The 23,504-nt window shown below is 39.1% G+C and carries 22 protein-coding genes and 1 pseudogene; 9 read left to right on the top strand and 14 right to left on the bottom strand.

Going from position 1 to position 23,504, the window contains the following annotated elements; all coding sequences use genetic code 11:
- Window positions 1-110: 110 nt before the first annotated feature.
- From dnaB to rpsF, 6 genes are all read right to left on the bottom strand, one after another.
- Window positions 111-1,439 (bottom strand): replicative DNA helicase, encoded by a 1,329-nt coding sequence (gene dnaB / locus LI112_RS06130; protein ID WP_005427215.1) that lies wholly within the window; start codon window positions 1,437-1,439, stop codon window positions 111-113.
- A gap of 16 nt (window positions 1,440-1,455) precedes the next feature.
- Window positions 1,456-1,902 (bottom strand): 50S ribosomal protein L9, encoded by a 447-nt coding sequence (gene rplI / locus LI112_RS06125; RefSeq protein WP_055055454.1) that lies wholly within the window; start codon window positions 1,900-1,902, stop codon window positions 1,456-1,458.
- A complete protein-coding gene (locus tag LI112_RS06120; protein ID WP_055066382.1) occupies window positions 1,899-3,953 on the bottom strand; it encodes a DHH family phosphoesterase in 2,055 nt (684 codons plus the stop codon). The genes rplI and LI112_RS06120 overlap by 4 nt, the downstream gene beginning before the upstream one ends.
- 172 nt (window positions 3,954-4,125) lie before the next feature.
- The gene (rpsR, locus tag LI112_RS06115) at window positions 4,126-4,389 is read right to left on the bottom strand and encodes a 30S ribosomal protein S18 (RefSeq protein WP_005427218.1); all 264 of its coding nucleotides are present in this window, start codon (window positions 4,387-4,389) and stop codon (window positions 4,126-4,128) included.
- 32 nt (window positions 4,390-4,421) lie between these two features.
- Window positions 4,422-4,880: a single-stranded DNA-binding protein gene (locus LI112_RS06110; RefSeq protein ID WP_005427219.1), complete on the bottom strand. Its 459-nt coding sequence runs from the start codon at window positions 4,878-4,880 to the stop codon at window positions 4,422-4,424.
- 73 nt (window positions 4,881-4,953) lie between these two features.
- Window positions 4,954-5,241, bottom strand: a complete 288-nt coding sequence (gene rpsF / locus LI112_RS06105; RefSeq protein ID WP_005427220.1) for a 30S ribosomal protein S6 — start codon at window positions 5,239-5,241, stop codon at window positions 4,954-4,956.
- A 291-nt stretch (window positions 5,242-5,532) separates the two neighbouring features.
- On the opposite strand from rpsF, the gene LI112_RS06100 reads away from it, so the two are divergent.
- The 3 genes from LI112_RS06100 to LI112_RS06090 all read left to right on the top strand — a co-directional run bounded on the left by LI112_RS06100 (window position 5,533) and on the right by LI112_RS06090 (window position 9,537).
- Window positions 5,533-6,822: a serine dehydratase subunit alpha family protein gene (locus LI112_RS06100; RefSeq protein WP_055066372.1), complete on the top strand. Its 1,290-nt coding sequence runs from the start codon at window positions 5,533-5,535 to the stop codon at window positions 6,820-6,822.
- A gap of 64 nt (window positions 6,823-6,886) precedes the next feature.
- Window positions 6,887-8,110 carry a dicarboxylate/amino acid:cation symporter gene (locus tag LI112_RS06095; protein WP_227190352.1) on the top strand — a complete coding sequence of 408 codons (1,224 nt, stop codon included), beginning with the start codon at window positions 6,887-6,889 and terminating at the stop codon, window positions 8,108-8,110.
- 164 nt (window positions 8,111-8,274) lie between these two features.
- Entirely contained in the window at window positions 8,275-9,537 is a 1,263-nt protein-coding gene (locus LI112_RS06090) for a dihydroorotase (RefSeq protein WP_138343844.1), read from the top strand.
- 113 nt (window positions 9,538-9,650) lie between these two features.
- On the opposite strand, the pseudogene LI112_RS18670 reads toward LI112_RS06090, so the two are convergent.
- Window positions 9,651-9,803 (bottom strand): annotated as a pseudogene (locus tag LI112_RS18670) (sulfate ABC transporter substrate-binding protein); the annotation flags it as partial.
- A gap of 461 nt (window positions 9,804-10,264) precedes the next feature.
- Here LI112_RS18670 and LI112_RS06080 point away from each other — a divergent pair.
- Window positions 10,265-11,482: a helix-turn-helix domain-containing protein gene (locus LI112_RS06080; protein WP_055154206.1), complete on the top strand. Its 1,218-nt coding sequence runs from the start codon at window positions 10,265-10,267 to the stop codon at window positions 11,480-11,482.
- Entirely contained in the window at window positions 11,482-12,015 is a 534-nt protein-coding gene (locus tag LI112_RS06075; RefSeq protein WP_015526878.1) for a hypothetical protein, read from the top strand. Before LI112_RS06080 ends, LI112_RS06075 begins: the two co-directional genes overlap by 1 nt.
- Before the next feature lie 315 nt (window positions 12,016-12,330).
- Here the strand turns inward: LI112_RS06075 and LI112_RS06070 are convergent, their stop codons facing one another.
- From LI112_RS06070 to LI112_RS06040, 7 genes are all read right to left on the bottom strand, one after another.
- The gene (locus LI112_RS06070) at window positions 12,331-12,849 is read right to left on the bottom strand and encodes a ClbS/DfsB family four-helix bundle protein (protein ID WP_054338129.1); all 519 of its coding nucleotides are present in this window, start codon (window positions 12,847-12,849) and stop codon (window positions 12,331-12,333) included.
- 53 nt (window positions 12,850-12,902) lie between these two features.
- Complete coding sequence (locus LI112_RS06065) at window positions 12,903-13,319, bottom strand: DUF3788 domain-containing protein (protein WP_054338130.1); 417 nt, start codon at window positions 13,317-13,319, stop codon at window positions 12,903-12,905.
- 50 nt (window positions 13,320-13,369) lie between these two features.
- Window positions 13,370-13,699, bottom strand: coding sequence for a DUF1648 domain-containing protein (locus LI112_RS06060; protein WP_054338147.1), 330 nt, complete (start codon window positions 13,697-13,699; stop codon window positions 13,370-13,372).
- Between the two features lie 181 nt (window positions 13,700-13,880).
- A complete protein-coding gene (locus LI112_RS06055) occupies window positions 13,881-14,648 on the bottom strand; it encodes a hypothetical protein (protein ID WP_114002467.1) in 768 nt (255 codons plus the stop codon).
- Between the two features lie 148 nt (window positions 14,649-14,796).
- The gene (locus LI112_RS06050) at window positions 14,797-15,339 is read right to left on the bottom strand and encodes a hypothetical protein (RefSeq protein ID WP_054338131.1); all 543 of its coding nucleotides are present in this window, start codon (window positions 15,337-15,339) and stop codon (window positions 14,797-14,799) included.
- Window positions 15,320-18,430, bottom strand: a complete 3,111-nt coding sequence (locus tag LI112_RS06045) for a type 2 lanthipeptide synthetase LanM family protein (RefSeq protein ID WP_117843977.1) — start codon at window positions 18,428-18,430, stop codon at window positions 15,320-15,322. Before LI112_RS06045 ends, LI112_RS06050 begins: the two co-directional genes overlap by 20 nt.
- Before the next feature lie 54 nt (window positions 18,431-18,484).
- Window positions 18,485-18,658 carry a plantaricin C family lantibiotic gene (locus LI112_RS06040; protein ID WP_114002469.1) on the bottom strand — a complete coding sequence of 58 codons (174 nt, stop codon included), beginning with the start codon at window positions 18,656-18,658 and terminating at the stop codon, window positions 18,485-18,487.
- A gap of 400 nt (window positions 18,659-19,058) precedes the next feature.
- On the opposite strand from LI112_RS06040, the gene LI112_RS06035 reads away from it, so the two are divergent.
- The 4 genes from LI112_RS06035 to LI112_RS06020 all read left to right on the top strand — a co-directional run bounded on the left by LI112_RS06035 (window position 19,059) and on the right by LI112_RS06020 (window position 23,504).
- Window positions 19,059-19,589, top strand: a complete 531-nt coding sequence (locus LI112_RS06035; RefSeq protein ID WP_054338136.1) for a DUF5697 family protein — start codon at window positions 19,059-19,061, stop codon at window positions 19,587-19,589.
- Between the two features lie 7 nt (window positions 19,590-19,596).
- A complete protein-coding gene (locus LI112_RS06030) occupies window positions 19,597-20,262 on the top strand; it encodes a DUF6100 family protein (protein WP_025579351.1) in 666 nt (221 codons plus the stop codon).
- Window positions 20,263-20,401: 139 nt separating this feature from the next.
- On the top strand, window positions 20,402-21,508 hold the full coding sequence (locus LI112_RS06025; protein ID WP_226854332.1) for a hypothetical protein: 1,107 nt from the start codon (window positions 20,402-20,404) through the stop codon (window positions 21,506-21,508).
- Window positions 21,498-23,504 (top strand): VirD4-like conjugal transfer protein, CD1115 family, encoded by a 2,007-nt coding sequence (locus tag LI112_RS06020; protein WP_118062078.1) that lies wholly within the window; start codon window positions 21,498-21,500, stop codon window positions 23,502-23,504. Before LI112_RS06025 ends, LI112_RS06020 begins: the two co-directional genes overlap by 11 nt.

The following is a 23,504-nucleotide window of genomic DNA, read 5'->3' as shown; positions in this document are numbered from 1 at the left end:
TTATAAAAAGTAACCCTTACGAATTCAACAAAAAACGTTCGACAAAAAAGCAGGCATCCACCTCAGAACTATGTTTATTCTTCGGTAGATACCTGCTTTCTGCTTTTTTATTATTTCTTCATGTTTACAAACTGTGTATATCTTGGCAGCCATACCAGTTCAATCGTTCCGATTGGACCATTTCTTTGTTTGGCAATGATTACTTCTGCAATATCTTTCTTCTCTGTATCTTTGTGATAATAATCATCGCGATACAAAAACATAACGACATCGGCATCCTGCTCAATCGCACCAGACTCTCGAAGATCCGAAAGCATCGGTCTGTGATCCGGTCTCTGTTCAACCGCACGACTAAGCTGCGACAGTGCAATGACCGGTACACTCAGTTCCCTGGCAAGTGCCTTAAGCGAACGAGAGATATCAGAAATTTCCTGCTGACGTGAATCACTTTTGCCACTGCCACTCATCAACTGAAGATAGTCGATCATAATGATTCCAAGATTATGTTCCAGTTTATATTTTCGACATTTGGATCGCATTTCCGCAATACTGATTCCCGGTGTATCATCAATGATCAGGTTGGAACGTCCAATGATATCCGCTCCTTCCACCAGCTTTGTCCAGTCCTCATCTTTCAGATTGCCGGTACGCATATTCTGTGAATCGACATGCGACTCCATCGCCAGAAGTCGGTTTACAAGCTGTTCCTTTGACATTTCCAGACTGAATATCGCAACCGTAACATCTTTACGAAATGCCATATACTGTGCAATGTTCAGAACAAATGCAGTTTTACCCATAGAAGGACGTGCTGCGATCAAAACCAGATCTGACGGATGCATACCTGACGTCTTGTAATCCAGATCGATAAATCCTGTCGGAATACCGGTTACACTGCCTTTCAGTTTGGATGCCTTCTCAATGTTGTTGATTGCATTCAACACAACCTGCTGAATCGGTACATAATCCCCGCCAATACTTCTCTGCAGAATATTAAACAGTTTCTTTTCCGACTCTTCAAGAATCATCTCTGTACTTTCTTTTTCCAGATAACAGGTATTTGCAACATCTTCTGTCGCTTTGATGAGGCGACGCAAAAGTGCTTTTTCACTTACAATGTTGGCATAATACTTCACATTGGCAGAAGTAGGAACTGCCTCAATAAGCTCTCGTACATATTCCATACTGCTGATATCCGGAGGAAGATCTTTTTCTTTCAGTCGATTCTGCAGAGTGATCAGATCAACCGGCTTCCCTTCATTACAAAGCTCTACCATTGCATCAAAAATAATGCCATACTGATTCTGATAAAAGTCATCACTTGTCAGGATTTCCGATGCAATCAGAATCGCATCTCTGTCAAGGAGCATGGCGCCGATGACAGACTGCTCTGCCTCAATACTGTGAGGCGGTATTCTTTTTATCAGCGCTTCTTCCATAGCAGATTCTCCTTACTTATGCTTCTTTGATCCATACTTTCAGACTTCCGGTTACTTTAGGATGCAATTTCACCGGAACCTGTGTCACACCGAGATTTCTGATCGGACTTGGCAGTTGAAGTTTCTTTTTATCAATATCCAGCCCAAGCTGAACTTTGGCTGCTTCTGAAATTTCTTTGGAAGATACAGATCCGAAAGTTCTTCCGCCTTCTCCTACTTTCAGTGTCAGAATGATTTCTTTTGTTTCAAGATCTTTTGCAAATGCCTGTGCTGACTCAAGATTTTCCTGTGCAACTTTTTCTGCATTGGCTTTCTGAAGTTTCAGGTCATTCAGATTCTTCGGAGTAGCCTCTACTCCCAGTTTTTTCGGAAGAATCATATTTCTTGCATATCCGTCACTTACATTTACAATGGCGCCTTTTTTTCCAAGTGCCTTTACGTCTTCTAATAAAATTACTTTCATTTCTTGCCTTTTTCCTCCTGATACAACTCATCTATAATTTCTTTCAGCATATCCTGTACTTCGTCAATCGGACGTTTTACCTGTGCGCCGGCAATATTAATATGTCCGCCACCGCCAAGTTTTTCCATCATTACCTGTACATTAACTTCATCGATTGCACGGGCACTGACATAAACTTCTTTATTATATGTGGTCAGTACAAATGATGCTTTTACACCGGCAATATTCAAAAGTTCATTTGCCGCCTGTGCACCGACAACTGTCGGACTTTCCAGTCCCTCACTCGGACATTTTGCAATAGCAAAGCATCCTCTGTAGATTTCTGCTGTTCGAACAGCTTCCGCTCTTGCCTTATAAGAATCAATATTATCACGAAGCATCTTACGCACTCTGGTCATATCCGCACCGGAACGACGCAGGAATGCGGCGGCCTCAAATGTACGCACACCGGCCCGTGTAATGAAGTTGTTTGTATCTATCATAATACCGGCATAAATGCAATCTGCCTCAATATTACGAAGTCTAAGATCATCCGAGAAATACTGCAGGATCTCAGCTACCATTTCACATGTTGAAGATGCATATGGTTCTACATAGGATAATACCGCGTTCTGGATCACTTCGTTGCCTCTTCGGTGATGGTCGAGAACCACGATTGTCTTTGTCATGTACAAAAGTTCTTCGCACTCTGTATAGCTTGGCTTATTTGTATCAACAACAACCACTACCGTATTGTCATCTACCAGTTCCATTGCCTGGTTCCGGTCAATGAACATAGATGGTTCATAGTCCGGATTATTTATATATCCAGCCATAAGCGGACGTATGGATGTAGATGGGTCATTTACAACAATGTGTACCGGTTTGCCAAGTGTCTTACCTGCACGATAAATACCAATAGCCGCGCCCAGAGCATCAACATCTGTGATCTTATGCCCCATAACAACAACACGTTCTTTAGTGCTCATGAACTCTTTCAGCGCCTGTGCTTTGACACGGGCTTTGACACGGGTAGTCTTTTCCATCTGCTGGGCCTTACCACCATAATAAGTAATGCTGTCACCGTTTTTGATAACAACCTGATCTCCGCCACGTCCAAGTGCCATTTCAATGGCAATACGTGAATACTCATAGTTCTGAAGATAAGTTGCAGCATTCAGACCGATACCAATACTTAAAGTCACTGTCATTTCGTTACCGATATTAACAGTTTTTACTTCATCAAGGATATGGAATTTCTGCTCCTTCAACGTTTCCAGCGAACTCTGCCTCATGATCAGAAAATATTTATCTTTTTCCAGTTTTCGAACCAGGCCATCATAATTGGAAAAATATTTCGTGATCTTACGGTCGATCAGAGCAATCAGAAGCGATCTTCTGACATCTTCTACACTTTCCAGTGCTTCTTCATAATTATCCAGATATGCAAGAGCAACAACAAGTTTATTGTCTTCATTCGCCTGGATATATTCCTTTAACTCAGTCTCATCGTACAGATACATTGCAATAAGACTCGTTGTTTTCGGAATATCCATCAGCAGTTTGGACGGTGCAACAGACTCTCCCAGAAAAACTTTCTGCATAGAGATACGATAAATGCGGTCCCCAAACTGGGTACTGACTTCTGTGATATCTTTTCCATCATGTCCCGGAAGTTTGTTCGCTGTAATATCCGGAAAGATCGTACTGACATTCTTTCTGTAAAACGGATCTTTTCCCGTCAGCTGAGAAAACATTCTGTTTGACCAGATCATTCTCCCCTGCATATCCATCACTGCATATGGAAGTGCCAGTTCTTCGAGTACTTTCTTTTCCAGAAACTCATACTGGCTGGCAAAAGCAATCAGATCATTAAACATCAATGGTCTGTGATAAAACAGAAGTGCAATCGCTGCCACAAGATAAAGGACGTTTCCCATCGTGACAACCACACCTGCTTTGATGTTGATCACATATACCAGAATGTTCAATACAATCAGCAGAACGGACAAATACAGTGGCCAGCGGGCTAAATGCTTCAGATGGCCTTTTAATTTTAATTTTCCACTCATAACACTCTTTACCATTCTTTTTCTTAGTTATTTAAACGCTGCCTTTTATTATACCAGATATCCATGAATTATGCCAGATATTTCCCACAAACTAAAAAAAGAGCTACGTCCGGAAAGCATATTCTGCAATCCGGACACAGCTCCCAAACTTCAATAAGCTATATCGATCAGATTAGTCCTGAACATATGGCATCATGGAAAGATGACGTGCTCTCTTAACAGCAACAGTCAGAGCTCTCTGATGTTTTGCACAGTTTCCTGTGATTCTTCTTGGAAGGATTTTACCTCTTTCAGAAACATATTTTCTGAGTTTTGCTACATCCTTGTAATCGATTTCATTATTTTCTTTACCGCAGAATACACAAACTTTTTTTCTTCTGCGTCCGCCTCTTCTCTTCATTGGAGAGTCCGGTCTTTCGCCTCTATTGTAAGCCATGATGGTTTCCTCCTGTTCTTATTTCTTTCAGTTTAGTTAAATGGAAGTTCTTCGTCGATTCCATCCGGAATATTCATAAAGCCGTCTGCGCTTGCTGCCCCCGGACTCGGCATAGACGGAGCCGGTGCTGCATTCTGCTGAGGATGTGATGCTGCATAGCTGTCACTGGAAGCTTTACTCTCGGCAAATTCCTGTTCCTCAACTACAACTTCTGTAGTATATACTTTCTGGCCATCTCTGTTTGTGTAGCTTCCGGTCTGAATACGACCACTTACTACAATTCTGATTCCCTGATGGAAGTACTTCTCTGCAAATTCCGCGCCACGTCCGAACACAACACAGCTGATAAAATCTGCAGTTGCTTCTCCGTCACGACGAAATCTTCTATCTACCGCTAATGTGTATCTAGCAATTGCCAGTGCATTTTCTCCTGCGGAATATCTCACCTCAGGATCTCTTGTTAAGCGTCCCATTAAAATTACTTTGTTCATTAAAATACCTCTTTCTTCATAGTGAGTGAACGGGTTTCTTAATGGTGCTTTCTAAAATCCATCTGTAAAAAGATTATGCGTCTTTACGAACGACTAAGTATCTTAATACGTTGTCCATGATACGTACATGTCTTTCTACTTCTGCCGGACACTGTGCGTCTGCTTCAAACTGAATGAAATAGTAGAAGCCTTCATGCATTTTCTGAATTTCGTAAGCTAATTTCTTCTTACCCCATTCTTCTACTTCTGTGACGTTTCCGTTGTAACGAGCGATGTAGCTTTTAGCTTTCTCTACTACTGCATCACGAACTTCGTCTTCAACTTTTGCGCTCACAACTAATGCTAATTCGTACTTGTTCATGCTTTCTTACCTCCTTATGGTCTTCATGGCCCTCTGCCTGTATATCAGAGAGCAAGGATATGAAAAATATATCACACAGTTGATTATTCTATCATAGAAAATTTTAAATGTAAAGAACTTTTTTGTCGAATAAATTATTTTTTATAAATATCATGTTTCCTCAAAATACATACTTATTTAATCAGTTTTATTTCTTGTTATTTTGCATAATTTATTGTTTTCTTTTCCAAAACAAGATATACTGATTGCACAAACGCATTTGCGTTATCTCAGGAAAGGAGCACATTAAAAATGAACTCTGCATTATATGCAAACTATCTGAACATCCTAAAACAGGAACTTGTCCCTGCTCTTGGATGTACAGAACCGATTGCGATTGCATACGCAGCAGCAAAAGCACATCAGGTCCTCGGAGAATTTCCTGACTCTGTAAATATGAGTCTCAGTGGTAACATCATTAAGAATGTCAAAGGTGTCACTGTTCCAAACTCCGGAGGTCTGAAAGGAATCGATGTAGCGGCAATCCTCGGCATCGTTGGTGGAAATGCTGACAAGGCTCTTGAAGTCTTAAGCGAAATCACAGAAGATGACATTGCCAGAACCCGAGAACTGGTCAAACAGCATGTCTGTTCCTGCTCTCTGGTCGAAGGGGTAGACAACCTCTACATCACTGCCAAAGTAATCAAAGGTGATCATTTCGCCTCTGTTACGATTGAGCACCAGCACACCAACATTACCAGAATTGAAAAAGACGGTGAAGTTATTCTGGATAATCCATATCAGGCAGAATGCAAAACTGTCATAGACAAATCTAAACTTACAGTCAAGGACATCCTAGATTTTGCTGATCAGGTCAGAATAGAAGACGTACAGCCGATCATTGACCGTCAGATTAAACTGAACTCTGCAATTGCTCAGGAAGGGCTGGATAACAACTATGGTGCACAGATTGGTAAAACTCTAATGCATGTATGGGGCAAAAGTGTCACCACAAGAGCTTGTGCCCGGGCTGCAGCCGGGAGTGATGCACGTATGGGAGGCTGCTCCATGCCAGTTGTTATCAACTCTGGAAGTGGTAACCAGGGAATGACTGTTTCTCTCCCGGTCATCGTATTTGCCGATGAATGGGAAGTATCACATGAAAAGCTCTGTCGTTCTCTCGTCGTCAGCAATCTGATTGCCATTCATCAGAAATATTATATAGGAAGTCTTTCCGCATACTGTGGTGCAGTCAGCGCTGCATGTGGTGCCGGCGCCGGTATCACATACATGTATGGAGGTACTTATCAGCAAGTATCTCTGACTATTATCAATACACTCGGAAATGTAGGTGGCATCGTCTGCGATGGAGCAAAACCCTCCTGCGCAGCCAAGATTGCTTCTTCTGTTGACGCTGCTCTGATGGCTTTTCAGCTCAGTATACAGAACAAGAGCTTTCTTCCTGGTGAGGGTATCATCAAGGATGATATTGAAGAAACAATCAAAAGTATGGGTTATATCGGACGTGTCGGTATGCGTTCTACCGATACTGAAATTCTCAATGTCATGATTGACCGGGCAGATATCAATCAGGAATGCTGAAACATAGCCGTTACTATAATGGAATAAAACGTAACTTATAAACTTTTACAGGGGGATTTATAAAATGAAAAAAAACAGTTTTTTTACAAGCCTTCCGTTTAAACTTCTGGTAGGCGTTATCGTTGGTATTATTGCAGGTCTTATTTTAAGCAGTACCGACTCCTATTCCATTACTATGGGAATCCTGAATGTTGTTGTAACTCTGAAATACATCCTTGGTCAGCTGATCAACTTCTGTGTACCACTGATCATCATTGGATTTATCGCACCTTCCATCACTAAACTCGGTAACAGTGCCTCCCGTATGCTTGGTGTGGCTCTTGTTATCGCCTATGTTTCTTCCATCGGTGCAGCTCTGTTCTCTGTTGCTGCCGGCTATACACTGATTCCACACCTCTCTATCGTTACAAACGTAGACGGACTGAAGGAACTTCCGGAAGTTGTATTTGAGCTCTCTATTCCGCAGATCATGTCTGTAATGAGTGCACTTGTTTTCTCCATCATGGTAGGACTTGCAGCTACCTGGAACCAGGCAAAACTTATTACAGGTCTTCTTGATGAATTCCAGAAGATCGTACTTTCTATTGTGTCCAAGATCATCATTCCGGTACTTCCTTTCTTTATCGGACTGACTTTCTGCGGACTGGCTTACGAAGGTTCTATCACCAAACAGCTTCCTGTTTTTCTCAAAGTTATTGTAATCGTACTAATCGGACATTTTATCTGGATGACACTTCTGTATGTTCTTGCAGGTATTTATTCTCATGAAAATCCATGGGAAGTTGTACGTAACTATGGTCCTGCTTACCTGACTGCTGTTGGAACCATGTCCTCAGCCGCAACTCTGGCAGTTGCATTACAGTGTGCCGGCAAAGCCAAACCGCTTCGTAAAGATATGGTGCAGTTTGGCATTCCTCTTTTTGCAAATATCCACCTCTGCGGATCAGTTCTGACAGAAGTATTCTTCTGTATGACAATCTCCAAAATCTTGTATGGCTCCATTCCAGCTCCAGGAACTATGGTTCTGTTCTGTCTGCTTCTCGGAATCTTTGCTTTGGGAGCCCCTGGTGTTCCCGGTGGTACTGTTATGGCCTCTCTTGGTATCATCACCGGTGTCCTTGGATTCAATGAAACCGGAACTGCTCTGATGCTTACCATCTTTGCTCTTCAGGACAGCTTCGGAACAGCCTGCAATGTAACCGGCGATGGTGCTCTGACACTGATTCTTACTGGCTATGCCAAAAAACACAATATCAAAGAACAACATCTTGATATGATCGACCTTTAAATGAATCTCCAATAAATAGTATTTCATAACCAAGGTTCCCAAACCGGAGGGTTTTGCCGACTTGACAAAGCTCTCCGGTTTCTTCTATACTCATATTAAGTCAATATGAAAACAGATTGTAACTTTCTGCTTTCATTCATTTTTTCTGTCAGGAGGTTAAGCTTATGCTTTTAAAAAACGGACATCTTATTGATCCGACAACTAAGACAAACGAGTTTATGGATATTCGTATCGAAAACGGAATCATCACGAAAATTGCCAAAGATCTTACATCTGAAACTGGTGAAGAAATCCTTGATCTGTCCGGCCTTACAATTGCTCCGGGACTCATCGACACTCATGTTCATTTCCGAGATCCCGGACTTACTTATAAAGAAGATATTCATACCGGTTCTCTTGCCGCTGCAAAGGGTGGTTTTACCTCCGTCATCTGTATGGCGAACACCAAACCAACAGTAGACTCTGTAGATACCCTTAACGATATCCTGAATCGTGCCAAAGTGGAAAATATACATATTTATCAGACCGCTTCCGTTTCCTATGGTTTAAACGGTGAAAAAATGACGGATTTCGATGCTCTTGCCGATGCTGGTGCCTGTGGATTTACTGATGATGGAATTCCGCTCCTTAACGCCACCTTCTGCTATGAAGCCATGCAAAAAGCAGCTGCACTTCATATGCCGATCAGCCTCCATGAAGAAGACAAAGCATTTATTACCAATAACGGTATTAACGCCGGTGAAACTTCTGCCCAACTCGGTGTTATCGGTTCACCTGCCATTGCAGAAGAAGTGATGGTTGCACGGGACTGTATGCTTGCCCTTCGAAGTGGTGCTACTGTTGTAATTCAGCATATTAGTTCTGGAAATTCTGTAGAACTTGTCCGCACTGCCAAAAAACTCGGTGCTGACATCCACGCTGAAGCAACCCCTCATCACTTTACATTAACTGAAGGTGCACTCCTGGAACACGGCACTCTTGCAAAAATGAATCCACCTCTCCGTACAGAAAAAGACCGCCAGGAAATCATTCATGGCCTTAAAGACGGCACAATTGATCTTATTGCCACTGATCATGCTCCACACAGCGAAGAAGAAAAGGCAAAACCGCTGACCGAAGCGCCCAGTGGTATCACCGGACTGGAAACCTCGCTTGGACTTGGAATTACTTCACTTGTAAAAGAGGGATACCTCTCTCTGATGGAACTTCTCGAGAAAATGACCTGCAATCCAGCCTTTCTTTATAAGCTTCCAGGAGGGGTGATTCAGGTCAATGCACCAGCCGATTTTGTTATCTTTGATCCTGATGAAAAATGGACTGTCACAGACTTCGCATCAAAAGCCTCCAACAGCCCATTTAAAGGATATGAATTATATGGAAAAATCCATTATACGATCTGCAATGGAAAAATTGTATATGAAGGATAAATTTGTTTCACATTTCAAATATATAAATTAATCTATTGTTATTAGATGAAGCTCCCCTGGTGTAGCGATCTTGCTGTCTTCAGGGGAGTATTTTATACCGGCAGGATTCTTCTTTACTCTTCATAAATCTGATCGAATACACCACCATCTGCAAAGTGAGTTTCCTGTGCCTTGTCCCATCCGCCAAAGTCGTCAATGGTCACAAGATTAACATTCAAGTCAAAAACATCTGCATATTCTTTAAGAATATCTTCATTGGATGGACGATTTGTTACAAGAAAGGAATCTCAAATTCTGAAAACGATGTCATTTAAATAAAAAAAGCTGCAGGATTCAGCGGTCTTTTGACCGGAATCTTACAGTTTTTCTGCATTTTTTGTCTATTTTATGAAAACGTTATCACTTAGGATTTATAAGGATTATAAGAATAAATAAAAAATCCAGGATAAACTCCTGGATTTTAGTAGAGGTGCCACCCGGATTTGAACCGGGGATAGAGGTGTTGCAGACCCCGGAAAAAAACCTCGGAACCCTCTAAAACTCTAAGGTTTTCCAAACTGTCCACCTTATATCCACCCTAATTTTCATGTTGCTTTCATGCCATATCAGGTATTTTACTGTGCCAAATCTATGCCACTTAGCACCCCTATGGGCATATTATATACATTTTAGTATCTTTCGTCTACAATTATTTTACTACAACTACAATATTATATGGAGGTTTATCGTGAATTATCAATTAGAATTAAAACAAATTGTGGATTTTCCACGCTGCCGGATTTACCGGGAATTTATACAAACCCTTATGAAAGACAGAAGCATCCGTACCAACGGAGGTTCCTGTCTTTTTTATTTTCTCATTTTATGTTCTTATGCAAATTACAGCTCCTCTTATCGGAACATCGAACACCTTACTTACAAAGTTGTTCCTGGCGAATGGATCTGTTCTCTTAAAGAACTACAGATTCACTTCCGCCAAAAATTCCAGCACCAGGTCATATCCATACTGGATACCCTGGTTGAGCAAAACCTTTTAACCTACTCACTGCACGAAAAAAATAAGATTATCCAATACAAGATCAAAGACTGGCCAAAAGATAATACTGCCCTTTCCTATAATTACCCATGCAAAAAAGACATCGGGTTTTTCTTTTTTCCAATCGCAGATGTTCATAAACTAATCGGACTGGGAAAATGTTCAGAAATGGATGCTCTTTTGGATCTTTGGATTCATGCAGTCTATAATGATCCATCTGTGCAAGGCTCTGATGCCGGTCCAGTAGTATATTTTCGCAATCAGACTGGAAATCCCTTGTTCAGTTATCAGGAACTTGCCAGACGTTGGAAACAGTCGAAATCTTCTGTATCCCGTCTGCTTAAAAAACTTGAAGATACCGACATGATCACACTGATTTCCTATTCCGGGAAACATGGTAGCATGGTATATCTGCGTAATTATCTGTCCGTTATGTTTAATATCAGTGATGTCATGATTGATAAGGAGGAAATTGCCATGAAAATGCAACTGCCAATACATATAACCGAAGATACCTTGCCTGACAAAAACAATTCTGAATGCGTTTCAGAATCTATTACTGACGAACAAATCATCGTTTCACAGGAAGGCTCCTGCGTTCCAGAATCGCACATCAAAGTCATTGTTCGCAAAGTCGCTGAAATACTGGAAATACAAGGCATTTCTTGTTGTAGATGCCCCAAAACAAAGTATATATTATCTCCTTTATCAGCCTGCAAGGATAGTATATATCTATATTCACTACGTATTATCTGCCCCTGGGGGAAAGCAGCCTATCAGTTTGAATTAAAACTAAAACCGGAAAATCACGCCGTCACCAACGTCCCAGGGCATACTCCGCCTCTGCAGCATACCTTACCTGCCTTCGCTGAAATCCCAGAAGTTCTGTTGAAAGGAGGGGTTGTATAATGGCAAAGAAAAATCACCACCCTGTTTCTGCTGAAGTAGAAAATAATCCGTTGTACCATGATACCTATAAGCTGCTCCGTTGTTACCGGGATTCTACTTATAGCCTGATGGTTGCTGTCCGGCAGGTGGAAATTCAATTCCAACTGGAATACAACACCAGTGTAGACGAATTTCTAGATTCCATCTATGCTGCAGGAGCAGATCTGGGAGACAGCCAGATTGAAGAATGGGCAAAAAGCATTGCCCGCAGTAACAAAATGATAAAGCTGCTTCTCTCTTCTGTGGATCTGCTCCGGAAAAATCATAAGCATGGGGAAGAATATTACTGGATATTATATTACGCCTTTCTGTCTCCCCATGAACTGAAAAATACAGAGGAAATCCTGGAAGAGTTGGAAAAGCACGTTCCCAGTATCTCCTACCGGACGTACTACCGAAGGAGGCAGGCTGCTATTAACGCTCTTAGCAGCATACTATGGGGATTTTCTGCAAAGGGGACACTGGAAACTTTAAATAAGTTTTTCCCAAAATAAAATCGACATTTTCCATATAGGCACTCATAATTGAAAAAAACAAAGGAGGGTGCCTATTATGGATCAATTATCAAATTTTATATCCGAATATCTCAAAACATGTGAAACCATAAAAAAGTTAAATTCCAAAACCATTAAAGCATACCGTATAGATTTATCACAATTTCTTACCCTTTGAATCTGAATAATGTTTGTCTCTTTTATTTTATTAAAAAAGTGCATATCCTGAAACTGAATATGCACTCCAAATAGCATTATATATTTATTTTCTTTTGCACAAAAAAGCACGATATTTTCTAAAACTCTATCTGTGTGTCAAAGTAAAAGCTTCTTCCACTTCCTAATCTTTGTCCGAAATGTTCCAAAAGGGGCTACTGTATTTACATGAATAAACTTATAAACTTCCCATACTGCTGTTTTGGTAGCTTCATCTGCCCACTTTCTTTTATGTGGTAAAAATAGCTCCTCTTCCGTCATAGAATCAATCATTGTAAAAATTTTCTGTATATTATCATCCAGCATGCCCATTAGTTCTTTTAGAGATAAATGGGCATAGGTATCGGTAAACCACTGATACAATTCCCCCAATTGATTCCACTTAAAACCATCCGATGGTGTTTTCACTGGAAGTCCAGCCTGTTCATCATTTTCCCATTTCAATACTAATGCGGTCCACCCAACCTGATATGCAAGATTTTCTGCAGGTGTTCGATCTACCTCCATACATTGTTTGTCCTTCAAGGATTCCGGGATATCCTTAAACTCTGCAATATATTTGTCGTAAGCCCTCTTGATTTCTGCCTTTAGTTCCTCTTTATTTTCATACGTCTTCATCGTTTACCTCGCAGTCTTCCGTCTTTACTCCTTGTTCCACACTCCAAAATTGATTATCCCCTGCGAATTTCAATAAGCTGAAGTACATCCGCAAACATTTCTCCTTGATCTTCTAAATCAATCATAAGCCATTTTTGTCCATTTCCCCATCTTGTTTTTTCATAAAGTTCTCTTAATTCTGGGGCACAGTCGCATAAAATATTCTCAACTGCTTCTTTTACTTTTGAACCAATCACAACCAGCACTGTGAAATACCCTTCTCTTGGATATATCGTACACAGGCTTTTCCCAGACTTTTTAAATTTTACATTCCAACCACGTTCTAAACTACAACGGCTAAATTCTATTTTTTCATGGCACCTGTACTTCTTTTTAATCTCGGAACAAAATTTCATAAATACTGGATTTCTAATATATGCCGCAAAATCCTCTAAGATCGGAATTTCCTCTTGATTCTGCATATCAATCATGACCATTCTCCTTTGCTCTTTATAGAAACTGGAATTTTTTGTTGAAACACTTAAACAAATGAAGCATAAATAACATAAATTTCTGCAATCAAAACAATTCCGAGAACGCCATCTATCATCAAATTATACTGTATATCTGTCAAAAATGTTTTTGAATGTGTCAGGAAATATTTAATGTTTTCTTTTCCAGTCAAAAGTGTAATTATGATTAACAAAATAGGAAATAAAAAAATCTCTACCTTATTTCCAAAATCATCTGCTATCCCATTTGCAAAATGAACAGGAATAATCTGAGGTAAGAAAAACACGCTTACTATTGCTAATAAAACACCAATACTGCAAATTCCCCATGTTAATTTTCTGCTTCCTACAAGTTTCATAAAAATGCCTTCTTTCTGCAAAATTTAATTTTATATTTTTTCTCTTGGCTATCCCTATTTCTCCACAAATCTAATAATATGGACTTCAGTATATCATATCATTTATATCGCATCAACATCCAATCTTGTGAGGTACATTTGAAATAATTCCGGCTAAATACTCCTTGCTGTCTTGCCCCTTCTACTCTGTATCGGATTTCTCTTGATCTGCGTCTTCTCTTTTATTCCTCCTTTTCGTTAACCTGTTTTTCACTTCAACCAACCCTACAAAGGCAACAACCACTGTAGCCATCCCCATTCCTATCCCTGAAGCAATATCATTGATGATATTTTGAGCAGGAGATAACGCCCCTACCAGTAAAACGCCATATACCATCGCAAATAGTAGAGCAGAAAGAATGTCTTTGACCTTACGTTCACGAAATGTCTTCTTATACTTTTCCTCCCATTCTTCTTTCATACTTTGCAATTCTACTTTCCCTTTTTTCCCATCCTCTAATAATAATGTAAAAGGTACATAAGCTCCGATCAAAACGCTAATTGTTATATTTGGAATTTCTAAAGCCATTTTCGAAGCATCACGACTTGCAATAATAAATCCCGATATGCAGGCTCCCACATACGCCATAAAAATATAGCGTTTTTTTTCACTTATCCCCAAATCATTTTTTTTAAAACATAAAGAAAACAGATAGTCCATAGCCCAAATCAAAAGAAGTAATAGCACCGCACATATCACAGCATTAAAATCAGCCTTTATGAGTAACGAAAAGCATATATAGGCATACGATGATAGGAGCATAAGAAAAACATAAACAAGTTGCTGTATCGGCTTCTTTATTCTGTTTACAAATTCAAAAACCCAATATTTCTCTCTATAAATACAATAAATAAAGCCTGCCGTAAGTATCATACTGATAATATAAGATATTATTAAAACTCTCTCCATGTATTTCTCCTTTGTAAAATCTGTTTGATATAACCTATTTCTTATTTAGATAGATTCGTTAACTATGGAGGGACAAAACATTGCAGCTAAATATATTTTCTACCCTATATATCTCAAGGAATATGAAAAATCATATTCCCCAATTATTCTACCATCCAACACACCTACCACTTAGGTCGTAACTGTGCATTGGTAATTTCATCAATGATTCTTCACCATGTTCTGAGAACACAACCACTGCTCCTCTTAGTGAAAATTCAACTAAAATTTCCTCTATAGTATGATTCCAAACATTTTCAAACATTTCATGCAAAATAATAATGTCTGCTTCTTGAAGAAATGCCACTAATATTTCTAAGCAGTATCTCTTAGATATATCCAATCTGCTAACCATTTCGTCTTTACAATCGGACAACTTCCCCATTCCCAGAAAGCCTTCAATCACATAATCTTTGTTTATAATTGAACCTACATTTCTCTCTATATACCGAGATACTGTAACATTATCCTCTGGCTTCATGTTTTTCAGTTCAACTTCTTTTATGCTTTTTGTTGTTCCATAGCATTTTATAATGTCTGTTATCTTACGCTCTTGTTTACTACTACAATTATAAAATCCAACTATGTCTCTCGAACTTATGCGGAACAACCCATCTTCTTCATCATTTTTACTAAACTTCATTTCTATCATATATTCCCTCAACTCCTATAAGCAATGGTAATTTGGGCATCTTATATTTTAACAAAGCATAAGCGATTCCTGATAAACCAGTCATAAAACCTGGATTGTATAATTCTGTTGGTAATATATTTTCCTCATTAAGGAATTCCAAAATCTGTTCAAATCGAGAATCACAAATGCTTCTTACCTGCTTATCATCAAAAATTTCTGCATATCTTTTTAAAATCAATAAATTTCCCATGTTTCCATGGCATAGGCAGAAACCTGCATGTAACCCGTCTTCAATTAATTTATTTTTAGCAAGGCTTATATCTTTAATAGCTTGCTGAAGCAATGCAGTTTCTCCTAAATTCTTGATGGCATTATATAAGGTTAATCTGGATAACAGAATACCCGCAGCTCCATGGCACCACGCTATTGGTTGACTCTTATGCTGATCAACCTCTGAAAACTTTCTTAAATCAATCCAATTATTATCCTTTTCTGAGTATAAAGAATTTTCATATTCTACTAAACTTGAAAGGATATCTAAATATTTTGTTTGTGGATATACCTCATATAATCTTGAAAATAGTTCTATAAAACCACTGTTTCCATGTGCAAATCCCGCCAATACTTCAGGAACCACCTCTGATTTCCAACCAACTTTTCCATTTTCAGTAATCATATTCTCTATCAATTGTTCTGCTATTTGTATAGCTTTTTGTAGATAAATAGGCTTTTTTGTTTTTCTATACATATTAATCAGAACCAAAACTATTCCCGAATTTCCCGAAATCATATCGAACAAACGATCTTCTAAGATAAGTGTTTCCATACAATTTAGCCACTTATCGAAATATTCCTTATACTTGATATCATCATATATTTCATATAAAATACCCAACGTATATAAAATCGAACCTTCGCCGCTAAAGATTCCTGTATTAAAGTCTTCGATATTCTGTTCCCCTTCACTTATAGTATCAATATACCTCAACAAACGATTATCTAAAACCTCACAAATCTTATGATATTTTCTGTCATGGTATATCCATTCATATAAATGGAATACCAAATTAATCCCAACCGTACCATCATATAATGTATTCGGTAATGCCTGGATCATCCACTGATTTTCTTTTATACCAAATAATTTTACGCCAATCCAATTAACGTCTGCTCCATCTTCGCTATAAATCGCATTTGTTCCTATTTTATCTAGCAGCTCTTTTGCCAATTCTTCTGCCGTTTTGGCCATATTACTATAAAGATCTAGTTTTAACCTTTTATTCTTTATTTTCCTTGTTCCTGCATTCTCCATATTAAAAGTAATTTTAATATATTGCGTCTGTTGTTCTAAATTCTTATAGGACAAATTCTGTATATTTTCCTCAATTTGCTGCAAAGCTGGCTTACTAAAGAAATCCTTTACTTCTCTGCCATCCCAAGTATAAATGTTTTTTTTACTTCCACGAAAATAAAAATACGGTATATCACCACTTAATAAATCTTCAATTTCATACTCAATAAGAGATCTACTCCTTTGATTTTGAAGATTTCCATTTGCCAATGAATAAAAAAATAAATTTCGTGCTCCTCCATCCACTAATAATTCAGGATGATATGAACTACTCAACACAATTGCATACTGTTGTGTATTTCTAATCAGATATCTCACCTCTAATTCACCATATTGTTGTATGATTCTTAATAGTGTTTCTGTATTTTCCATTGCACCTAAGTATGCACTTTCAAATCCCTGGATAATTTTATCTGCAAATTCGGAGGGTTGAATAAACCTTCCTTTTAGCATTGCCAAATTGTGATTTCCTTTCGATACTGGATAATCATAGACAACCCTCATGTTAACCGACTTCGGATTGATAATAAAGGGGATTTTTATCGGGAATTTTTGTCCTTCTTCTCCACTAATGGCACTCATATTGATTCCTGTATCTCCTGCGTTATTCCATGAATAAAAGGGGAGTATTCCTGAATACAACACCGATTTTCTTAAAAGACTAGCCACTTTTTCTGCTGCACTTTTCCCATTATTCTCTTCTATATTTCCTATAAATGTTTCCGCATCAATAATAACTGGATATTCATTGCATGCAATGAGATTTTCAAAATGAATATCTCCTCCTTCCAAAAGATAATTTATAAACAAAATAATCCCTATTCTTTGATAATATCTTGAAAGTTCTTCTATAGACTTACAATCTCTTTGTATTACAATTTCGCACCAACCATACATTTCTTTATCAAGTATAGAATACTCATAACTTCCCAAATTACATATTCTATAGAAATAATTTGTAATCTCTTGTAGCTTAATCTCATTTTGCAAACTTCGTGGTTTATATAAAATTTTATCTCCCGATACAAATTCCACACAAAATACTCTTCTCCCTTTTTTATGCGAATCAGAAAAATCTGTCGAAAGATGGTTTACGACAAATCCTTTTTCAGTGATATTAAATTTTTTCATTAAAACATCTGCATCTTTCTCAATGCGCTCTATCACTTCTTTGTAAATATCTATCGCATTTTGTATAATTTCATTTATCCTTCTTTCTAACACTGGATAAAGCGAAAATAAATCATTCAAATATTGTTTATCCTTTAAAAAATGGTCGATATAATATTGATACTGTTCAGATTCATTTCCCCTTAACACGCCTTCTTGTCCACATATATGCATTTCATAAATTAAAGTTCGGATACAAAGATTATTAAGCGAATTAAACAAAAATTGCTGAAAATCAAATAGAATCGATTCATTGATATATCGTCTTTGTATAACTATTTCTCTAAGCTGTCTATTTGCCTCTTGCACAAAAGGATCATAAAATGCTCCGAAAACCATTTTCTCACCCTCATGCCTAAACGCCTTTTTGTTCAAAGACAATTTCACAAAATTTCGTGGTTGACTCTTCTCGTGGCTACTAAAAGCACAATTATTTATAAAACCAAAAAAATACTCAAGGTGGTTTTTCTTTACATATTGTAATCCTTCCTCCTTCAGTATTTTCTTCCAATACTCTAAAGACTCCATATTTATTTCAGACGGAATAGCATCATACACTCTTTCAGATAAATAACTAGATTTTTTCATGTTATCTCCCTTTCTCTTAATCCAGGCCCTAGTTCTAAAATCATCTTTGGTTAATTAGCAACAAGCAAGTGTAAAAATACTTCCGCATTCAACAGAAATTGTGCAAACCACACCTGATGAAGCTAAACTATCAACTTTGTTACTTGTCAAATCTGCTGCTTCTAATTCTGTCAAAAGATCTCCAGCCGGGTTGTTATATTTCATATTTGTTCTGTCAAATTTTCTCATAATATCCACCATTCCTTTCTTCAGAACTAGGGCCTTTTGATACCTAAGTATCTTGATTTTTATTATATCCTATCTCCGAATTTCGTCTTTATTTTTGGTATAGATTGACATTTTTTCTTCCTAATTGGTTTTCAACTGTCTTTATCATTTCCTAAATATGCCACAACTTGGCACACTTCTGCGATTGAAGGGTAATTTTACCCATGTTACAATAGGTATTGCTTATAGTATTCCTATTTTCCCCAGCACCTTAATCGGTGCTTTTTTTGTACCCGTAAACCTTTCGCTGACAGTAGCCAATACTTACACAGTACGTACAGCGTACTTCCCCTAAAATAAAACGTATTCTGTGCGTACAGTGTAAGTAAAACTTCCTATTATATAATGAAGGGAGATTACCATGAAAACAAGAAATGAAATCTATCAAGGGGAAGGTGCCCAACTGCTCCGGTTCATTACAACTTACCATTCGTTGCAATATGAACAGGTCTTACGGCTCTTTTCCAAAAACAGAGAGTCTATCAAATCTCTGATCACAAGTCTGGTAAAACAAAAACGCATTATCTATGATAAGGAGAACGGGCTTCTCTTCGACAGCCAGGAATCTGCAAACAATCCTGATTATGGCATGATTGCATCCTTTTGGGTGCTTTTGGACTTCAAAACAGCCATTGTGTACCATACTGACGGTGAATTTCCTGTGAAACTGAACTTTTTCTCTAAAGATGAGTGGTATGAAGTCCTCTATGTCCCCCAGGAACAAGAATATCTTATCAATCATGTCATGGAAAGCCAGACAAAAAGCGATGCGAAACGGCTGGTTGTATTAGAAACAGAAGAACAGGCTGCAAAAATTCATATCACAGGCGTGATTGCCTTTTGCCTTGTAGACTCCTCTACCGGATCTGTCAGCTATTATGCAAAGAAATGAGGTATGTATGAACACCAAAACTGTTTTTGACCGTTTACAGAGCATTGATGATGAAGTCCAAAAACTTCACAACACTATTTTTGCATTGAAAACAACAGATATTCAAGCGTATGCCGACAAATACGAAGAGCTGAGTATCAGTGCTGCCCTACGTTCTGAAAGGATTGCCTGCCAGCTCAGAAATCTGGTATATACCACAACTGACACTGGAAAGAAAGACTATCTGAAACAGGCTGCGGCTGTGCAGGGAATCAAAATCTCTTTTTCAAATAGTGTTCTTTCCATTACCATGCCAGGACTACTGCCCAAACGTAAATTGCGAACCAACACCGCTTTTCTACATGAGCCATTAAACCTTGCCTTGCAGACTTATGTGACAGAACATTCTATTCCGTTATATAAAAGATGTGTGGTCTGTTTTAGTCAAATTTATGACCAGAGCCTTTCTTTACAACGGATACGTGATTACGATAATTTGGAGTTCAAACAGATTTTAGATACTATCGCTTCCTATGTTCTGGTTGATGATACGGGACTCTTTTGCGACTCCTATCACACTACGGAACTGGGGAATTACGATCACACCGTTATCTTTGTAATGGAACCGGAAATCTTTCCTGGCTGGCTGAAAGATAGAAAAGAGTCTATCAAAACCATATCGGAAATTTCCTGATATTTTTCTTTCTTTTTCCGATATGGGTAATTTTTCTGCAAAGAAGCCATATTCTTTGCATTTTTTATGCTTAATACCGCCCTTACTTTACCCAAGTATAGGCTGTCATAGGTAAAAATCGAACTGAGGTGATGCTTATTTGATAAAAACCGATTCTATAAAATATCAGCTTTTGGAAATGGTTGGGCTATGTGGGGAATTCCCTTCCGGACAGCTTAACAGATTGATTGAGAGTGATTCCTATGCAGAGAAGGTGGTTACAGATTTAAAGCAGAGTAAGCTTATAAGAACACACTATAAAGATGGCCTACGAGGTTATCGCCTTACCAAACGGGCAAAAGAACTGCTGCTTTCGCAAAATCCCTGTCGTTTTCAAAACTATTTAACCGGAAATGCAGAAACCAACCTCATACGTAGTGAATTACCAAGACGGCTGCGACTTCATCAAAAAGCAGAAACCTATTTAACGCTTTCACATGCCGGAATCCCATTCTTTCCAGATGAAAAGCCGCTGCTTTTTTCTGAATCCAGCGAAGCGGCTACGTTTCCTGTGCGAAGCCTTCCTCTGTTTTACTCTTCCAGAGAAATAAAAAATCTTGGAGCATCCACTACCAAAATTAAAAATTCCCGTTGTATAGGAATCCTGATGGCTCCTCACTGTGTCTATGCTGTTTATAATACCGGAAATACACTTCTAAAATGGGAATACAAAACGGAAGTCCGACTCAATGCTTTTTTGCAGCACTATCTTCAGGGACTTCCTTACCATGGGCCACCTACCGTTTATGCCATCATGACTGGCAGTGATATGGATATGGCTTTCCGGCTCCTTACCAGTACCGGTGGATACAAAAAAACACTGTTCATGCTGGATACTTCGTATGAACACTTCTATTTCCTGCCCAATAACAGCTACGGAGAATACCTGCTCCGTTTATTGGTACAACCCCAGCGTATGATGCAGCTCAATCAGCTACTACTGTCCGACTGTTTTCCCCAGCGTGAGGATCTGCCAATTGAACATGATGGAATAGACAGCCAGGAAAATCCTATTTTGCTTGCGTATGATTTTGACATGCAGCGTATCAACCGCTTCAATACTGGATTAAATGTATATGGGCTATCCGGGAACCTGATTTGCTTTGACTTTCAGCTTCCCTGCCTGAAAAAATACCTAACTGCAGATATACACTTCTCCAGCATTGATTTTCAAAAGTTTAAAAGGAGGTTTTTCAATGAACCGTAAATGGTGGAAGTTCCTGTTTTTGCTTCCCATAAGCGTCTGCACTCTGTATGCCGGAGGATACGCAGCACAATTTATTAAAAACTATCAGGAATGGACTTCTGCCGGAAACTTTGCCGGCAACGGAACCTATCCGCAAGCAGCTTCTTTACACCCATTGGTCTGCTTTCATACCGCCCTTACCGATTTCCCATACAATTTGTATGGGATTTTTCTTTGCCTGGTTCTCTTTGGGCTTCTTACTTTTTTACTTATGCGTATGGGATATGACAGAAACGGGGAAATTAGTGACCATGACCGGAACTTAAATTACTCTACAAAAGGAACCTACGGTACATCCGGATTCATGACTCCAGATGAAATGATGAAAGTTTTGGAACTGACCGGAGATGTCAAGAAAAATAAAGGAACCATTTTAGGAAAATTAAATGGCAAAGCCGTATGTCTTCCATATCAAACACGAATGAATAAAAATATCGCCGTGTATGGTGCCAGCGGTTCCATGAAATCCAGGGCATTTGCCAGGAATATGATTTTCCAGTGTGTCGCCAGAGGGCAGGAAGGCAACAACGCTTCCGGGGAAAGTTTAATCATTACCGATCCCAAAAGCGAACTCTATGAAAGCATGTCTGCTTATCTGGAAAATGAGGGCTATGTAGTAAAAGCATTTAATCTGGTCAATCCGGAAAACTCGGATAGTTGGAATTGTCTGGGTGAAATCAATGGACAAGAAACGATGGCTCAGGTATTTGCAGATGTCATTATCCAGAATACAGGTTCCGGAAAAGGAGATCATTTCTGGGATAATGCGGAGATGAACCTGCTAAAAGCCCTGGTTCTCTATGTAGATCAGGGCTTTCCGCCGGAAGCCAGAAATATTGGACAGGTTTATAAGCTGCTGACCATGAGTTCCGAAAAGGAGCTGAACAGTCTTTTTGATCTGCTCCCAGTGTCCCATCCAGCAAAAGTTCCTTACTGCATCTACAAACAAGCCAGTGATACCGTGCGAAGCGGAGTTATTATCGGATTGGGTGCCAGACTTCAGGTATTTCAGAATAAACTCATTCGGCAGATTACCTCTTATGATGAGATTGATCTGACACTTCCAGGGAAACAGAAATGTGCTTACTTTTGCATTACCTCAGACCAGGACAGCACCTTCGATTTTTTATCTTCCCTGTTTATGACCTTCATCTTCATCAAACTGGTCCGTTATGCAGATAAGTATGGAGAAGAAGGAAAACTTCCTGTTGCTGTACATATACTGGCTGATGAGCTTGCCAACACCGGAGCTATCCTGGAACTGAATAAGAAAATCAGTGTAATCCGAAGCCGGAATCTCAGCATTTCCTGCATCTTTCAGAATTTGCCCCAGATGCAGAACCGCTATCCTTATAACCAATGGCAGGAAATCATTGGCAACTGTGATACCCAGCTCTTTTTGGGCTGCACAGATGAAGTTACTGCTACCTTTATCAGCAACCGCAGCGGCGATGTGACCGTAGGGGTAAGCAGCGAAGCCAAGCAGCTCAATAGCTGGCGGGTATCCGACTATACACCGGAATACCGGCAGACAAAATCTATCGGCAAACGAAAACTCTTAACACCAGATGAAATCTTGCGGCTCCCGCTTGATACTGCTTTGGTTATCCTACGTGGGCAAAAAGTCCTAAAAGTAGAAAAGTACGATTATACCCTGCATCCAGATGCCAAAAAGCTGACACCAAGAAAAGCATCGGAACACATACCTGAATGGCGCAAAAATGGGTCTTCGGAAGAAACAGAGTATCGACCACAGCCCTCACCCGGATCAGCCAAAAGGAAACGCCGTTCATCTTCTGCGTCAATAGCAAAACAGAAACCACATTTTACATCCGAACCCGTTTATCAGGAACCTACTCCCGATGATTTTATGGAGGATTTCTTTCAGGAAAATTTTATAGAAGATTCCCCCGAATCTGGCATGGTTCCTTTAGATAAAGATTCCATCATGTCATAA

This window comes from Blautia sp. 210820-DFI.6.14 (genome assembly GCF_020558815.1).
In the GTDB taxonomy this organism is placed as follows: Bacteria; Bacillota; Clostridia; order Lachnospirales; family Lachnospiraceae; genus Blautia_A; species Blautia_A obeum.
The sequence above is the reverse complement of the archived record's forward strand: the minus strand, read 5'-3'. Positions and strand labels throughout refer to the sequence as shown.

Coding starts and splice junctions, on each gene's coding strand:
- LI112_RS06030 (WP_025579351.1), top strand. CDS start 19,597: ATGAACACCAAAACTGTTTTTGACCGTTTACAGAGCATTGATGATGAA.
- LI112_RS06070 (WP_054338129.1), bottom strand. CDS start 12,849: ATGAAGACGTATGAAAATAAAGAGGAACTAAAGGCAGAAATCAAGAGG.
- LI112_RS06055 (WP_114002467.1), bottom strand. CDS start 14,648: ATGGAGAGAGTTTTAATAATATCTTATATTATCAGTATGATACTTACG.
- rpsR (WP_005427218.1), bottom strand. CDS start 4,389: ATGGCTTACAATAGAGGCGAAAGACCGGACTCTCCAATGAAGAGAAGA.
- dnaB (WP_005427215.1), bottom strand. CDS start 1,439: ATGGAAGAAGCGCTGATAAAAAGAATACCGCCTCACAGTATTGAGGCA.
- LI112_RS06110 (WP_005427219.1), bottom strand. CDS start 4,880: ATGAACAAAGTAATTTTAATGGGACGCTTAACAAGAGATCCTGAGGTG.
- rpsF (WP_005427220.1), bottom strand. CDS start 5,241: ATGAACAAGTACGAATTAGCATTAGTTGTGAGCGCAAAAGTTGAAGAC.
- LI112_RS06100 (WP_055066372.1), top strand. CDS start 5,533: ATGAACTCTGCATTATATGCAAACTATCTGAACATCCTAAAACAGGAA.
- LI112_RS06075 (WP_015526878.1), top strand. CDS start 11,482: ATGGCAAAGAAAAATCACCACCCTGTTTCTGCTGAAGTAGAAAATAAT.
- LI112_RS06040 (WP_114002469.1), bottom strand. CDS start 18,658: ATGAGAAAATTTGACAGAACAAATATGAAATATAACAACCCGGCTGGA.
- LI112_RS06035 (WP_054338136.1), top strand. CDS start 19,059: ATGAAAACAAGAAATGAAATCTATCAAGGGGAAGGTGCCCAACTGCTC.
- LI112_RS06120 (WP_055066382.1), bottom strand. CDS start 3,953: ATGAGTGGAAAATTAAAATTAAAAGGCCATCTGAAGCATTTAGCCCGC.
- LI112_RS06050 (WP_054338131.1), bottom strand. CDS start 15,339: ATGATAGAAATGAAGTTTAGTAAAAATGATGAAGAAGATGGGTTGTTC.
- rplI (WP_055055454.1), bottom strand. CDS start 1,902: ATGAAAGTAATTTTATTAGAAGACGTAAAGGCACTTGGAAAAAAAGGC.
- LI112_RS06090 (WP_138343844.1), top strand. CDS start 8,275: ATGCTTTTAAAAAACGGACATCTTATTGATCCGACAACTAAGACAAAC.
- LI112_RS06045 (WP_117843977.1), bottom strand. CDS start 18,430: ATGAAAAAATCTAGTTATTTATCTGAAAGAGTGTATGATGCTATTCCG.
- LI112_RS06095 (WP_227190352.1), top strand. CDS start 6,887: ATGAAAAAAAACAGTTTTTTTACAAGCCTTCCGTTTAAACTTCTGGTA.
- LI112_RS06020 (WP_118062078.1), top strand. CDS start 21,498: ATGAACCGTAAATGGTGGAAGTTCCTGTTTTTGCTTCCCATAAGCGTC.
- LI112_RS06065 (WP_054338130.1), bottom strand. CDS start 13,319: ATGATTGATATGCAGAATCAAGAGGAAATTCCGATCTTAGAGGATTTT.
- LI112_RS06060 (WP_054338147.1), bottom strand. CDS start 13,699: ATGAAACTTGTAGGAAGCAGAAAATTAACATGGGGAATTTGCAGTATT.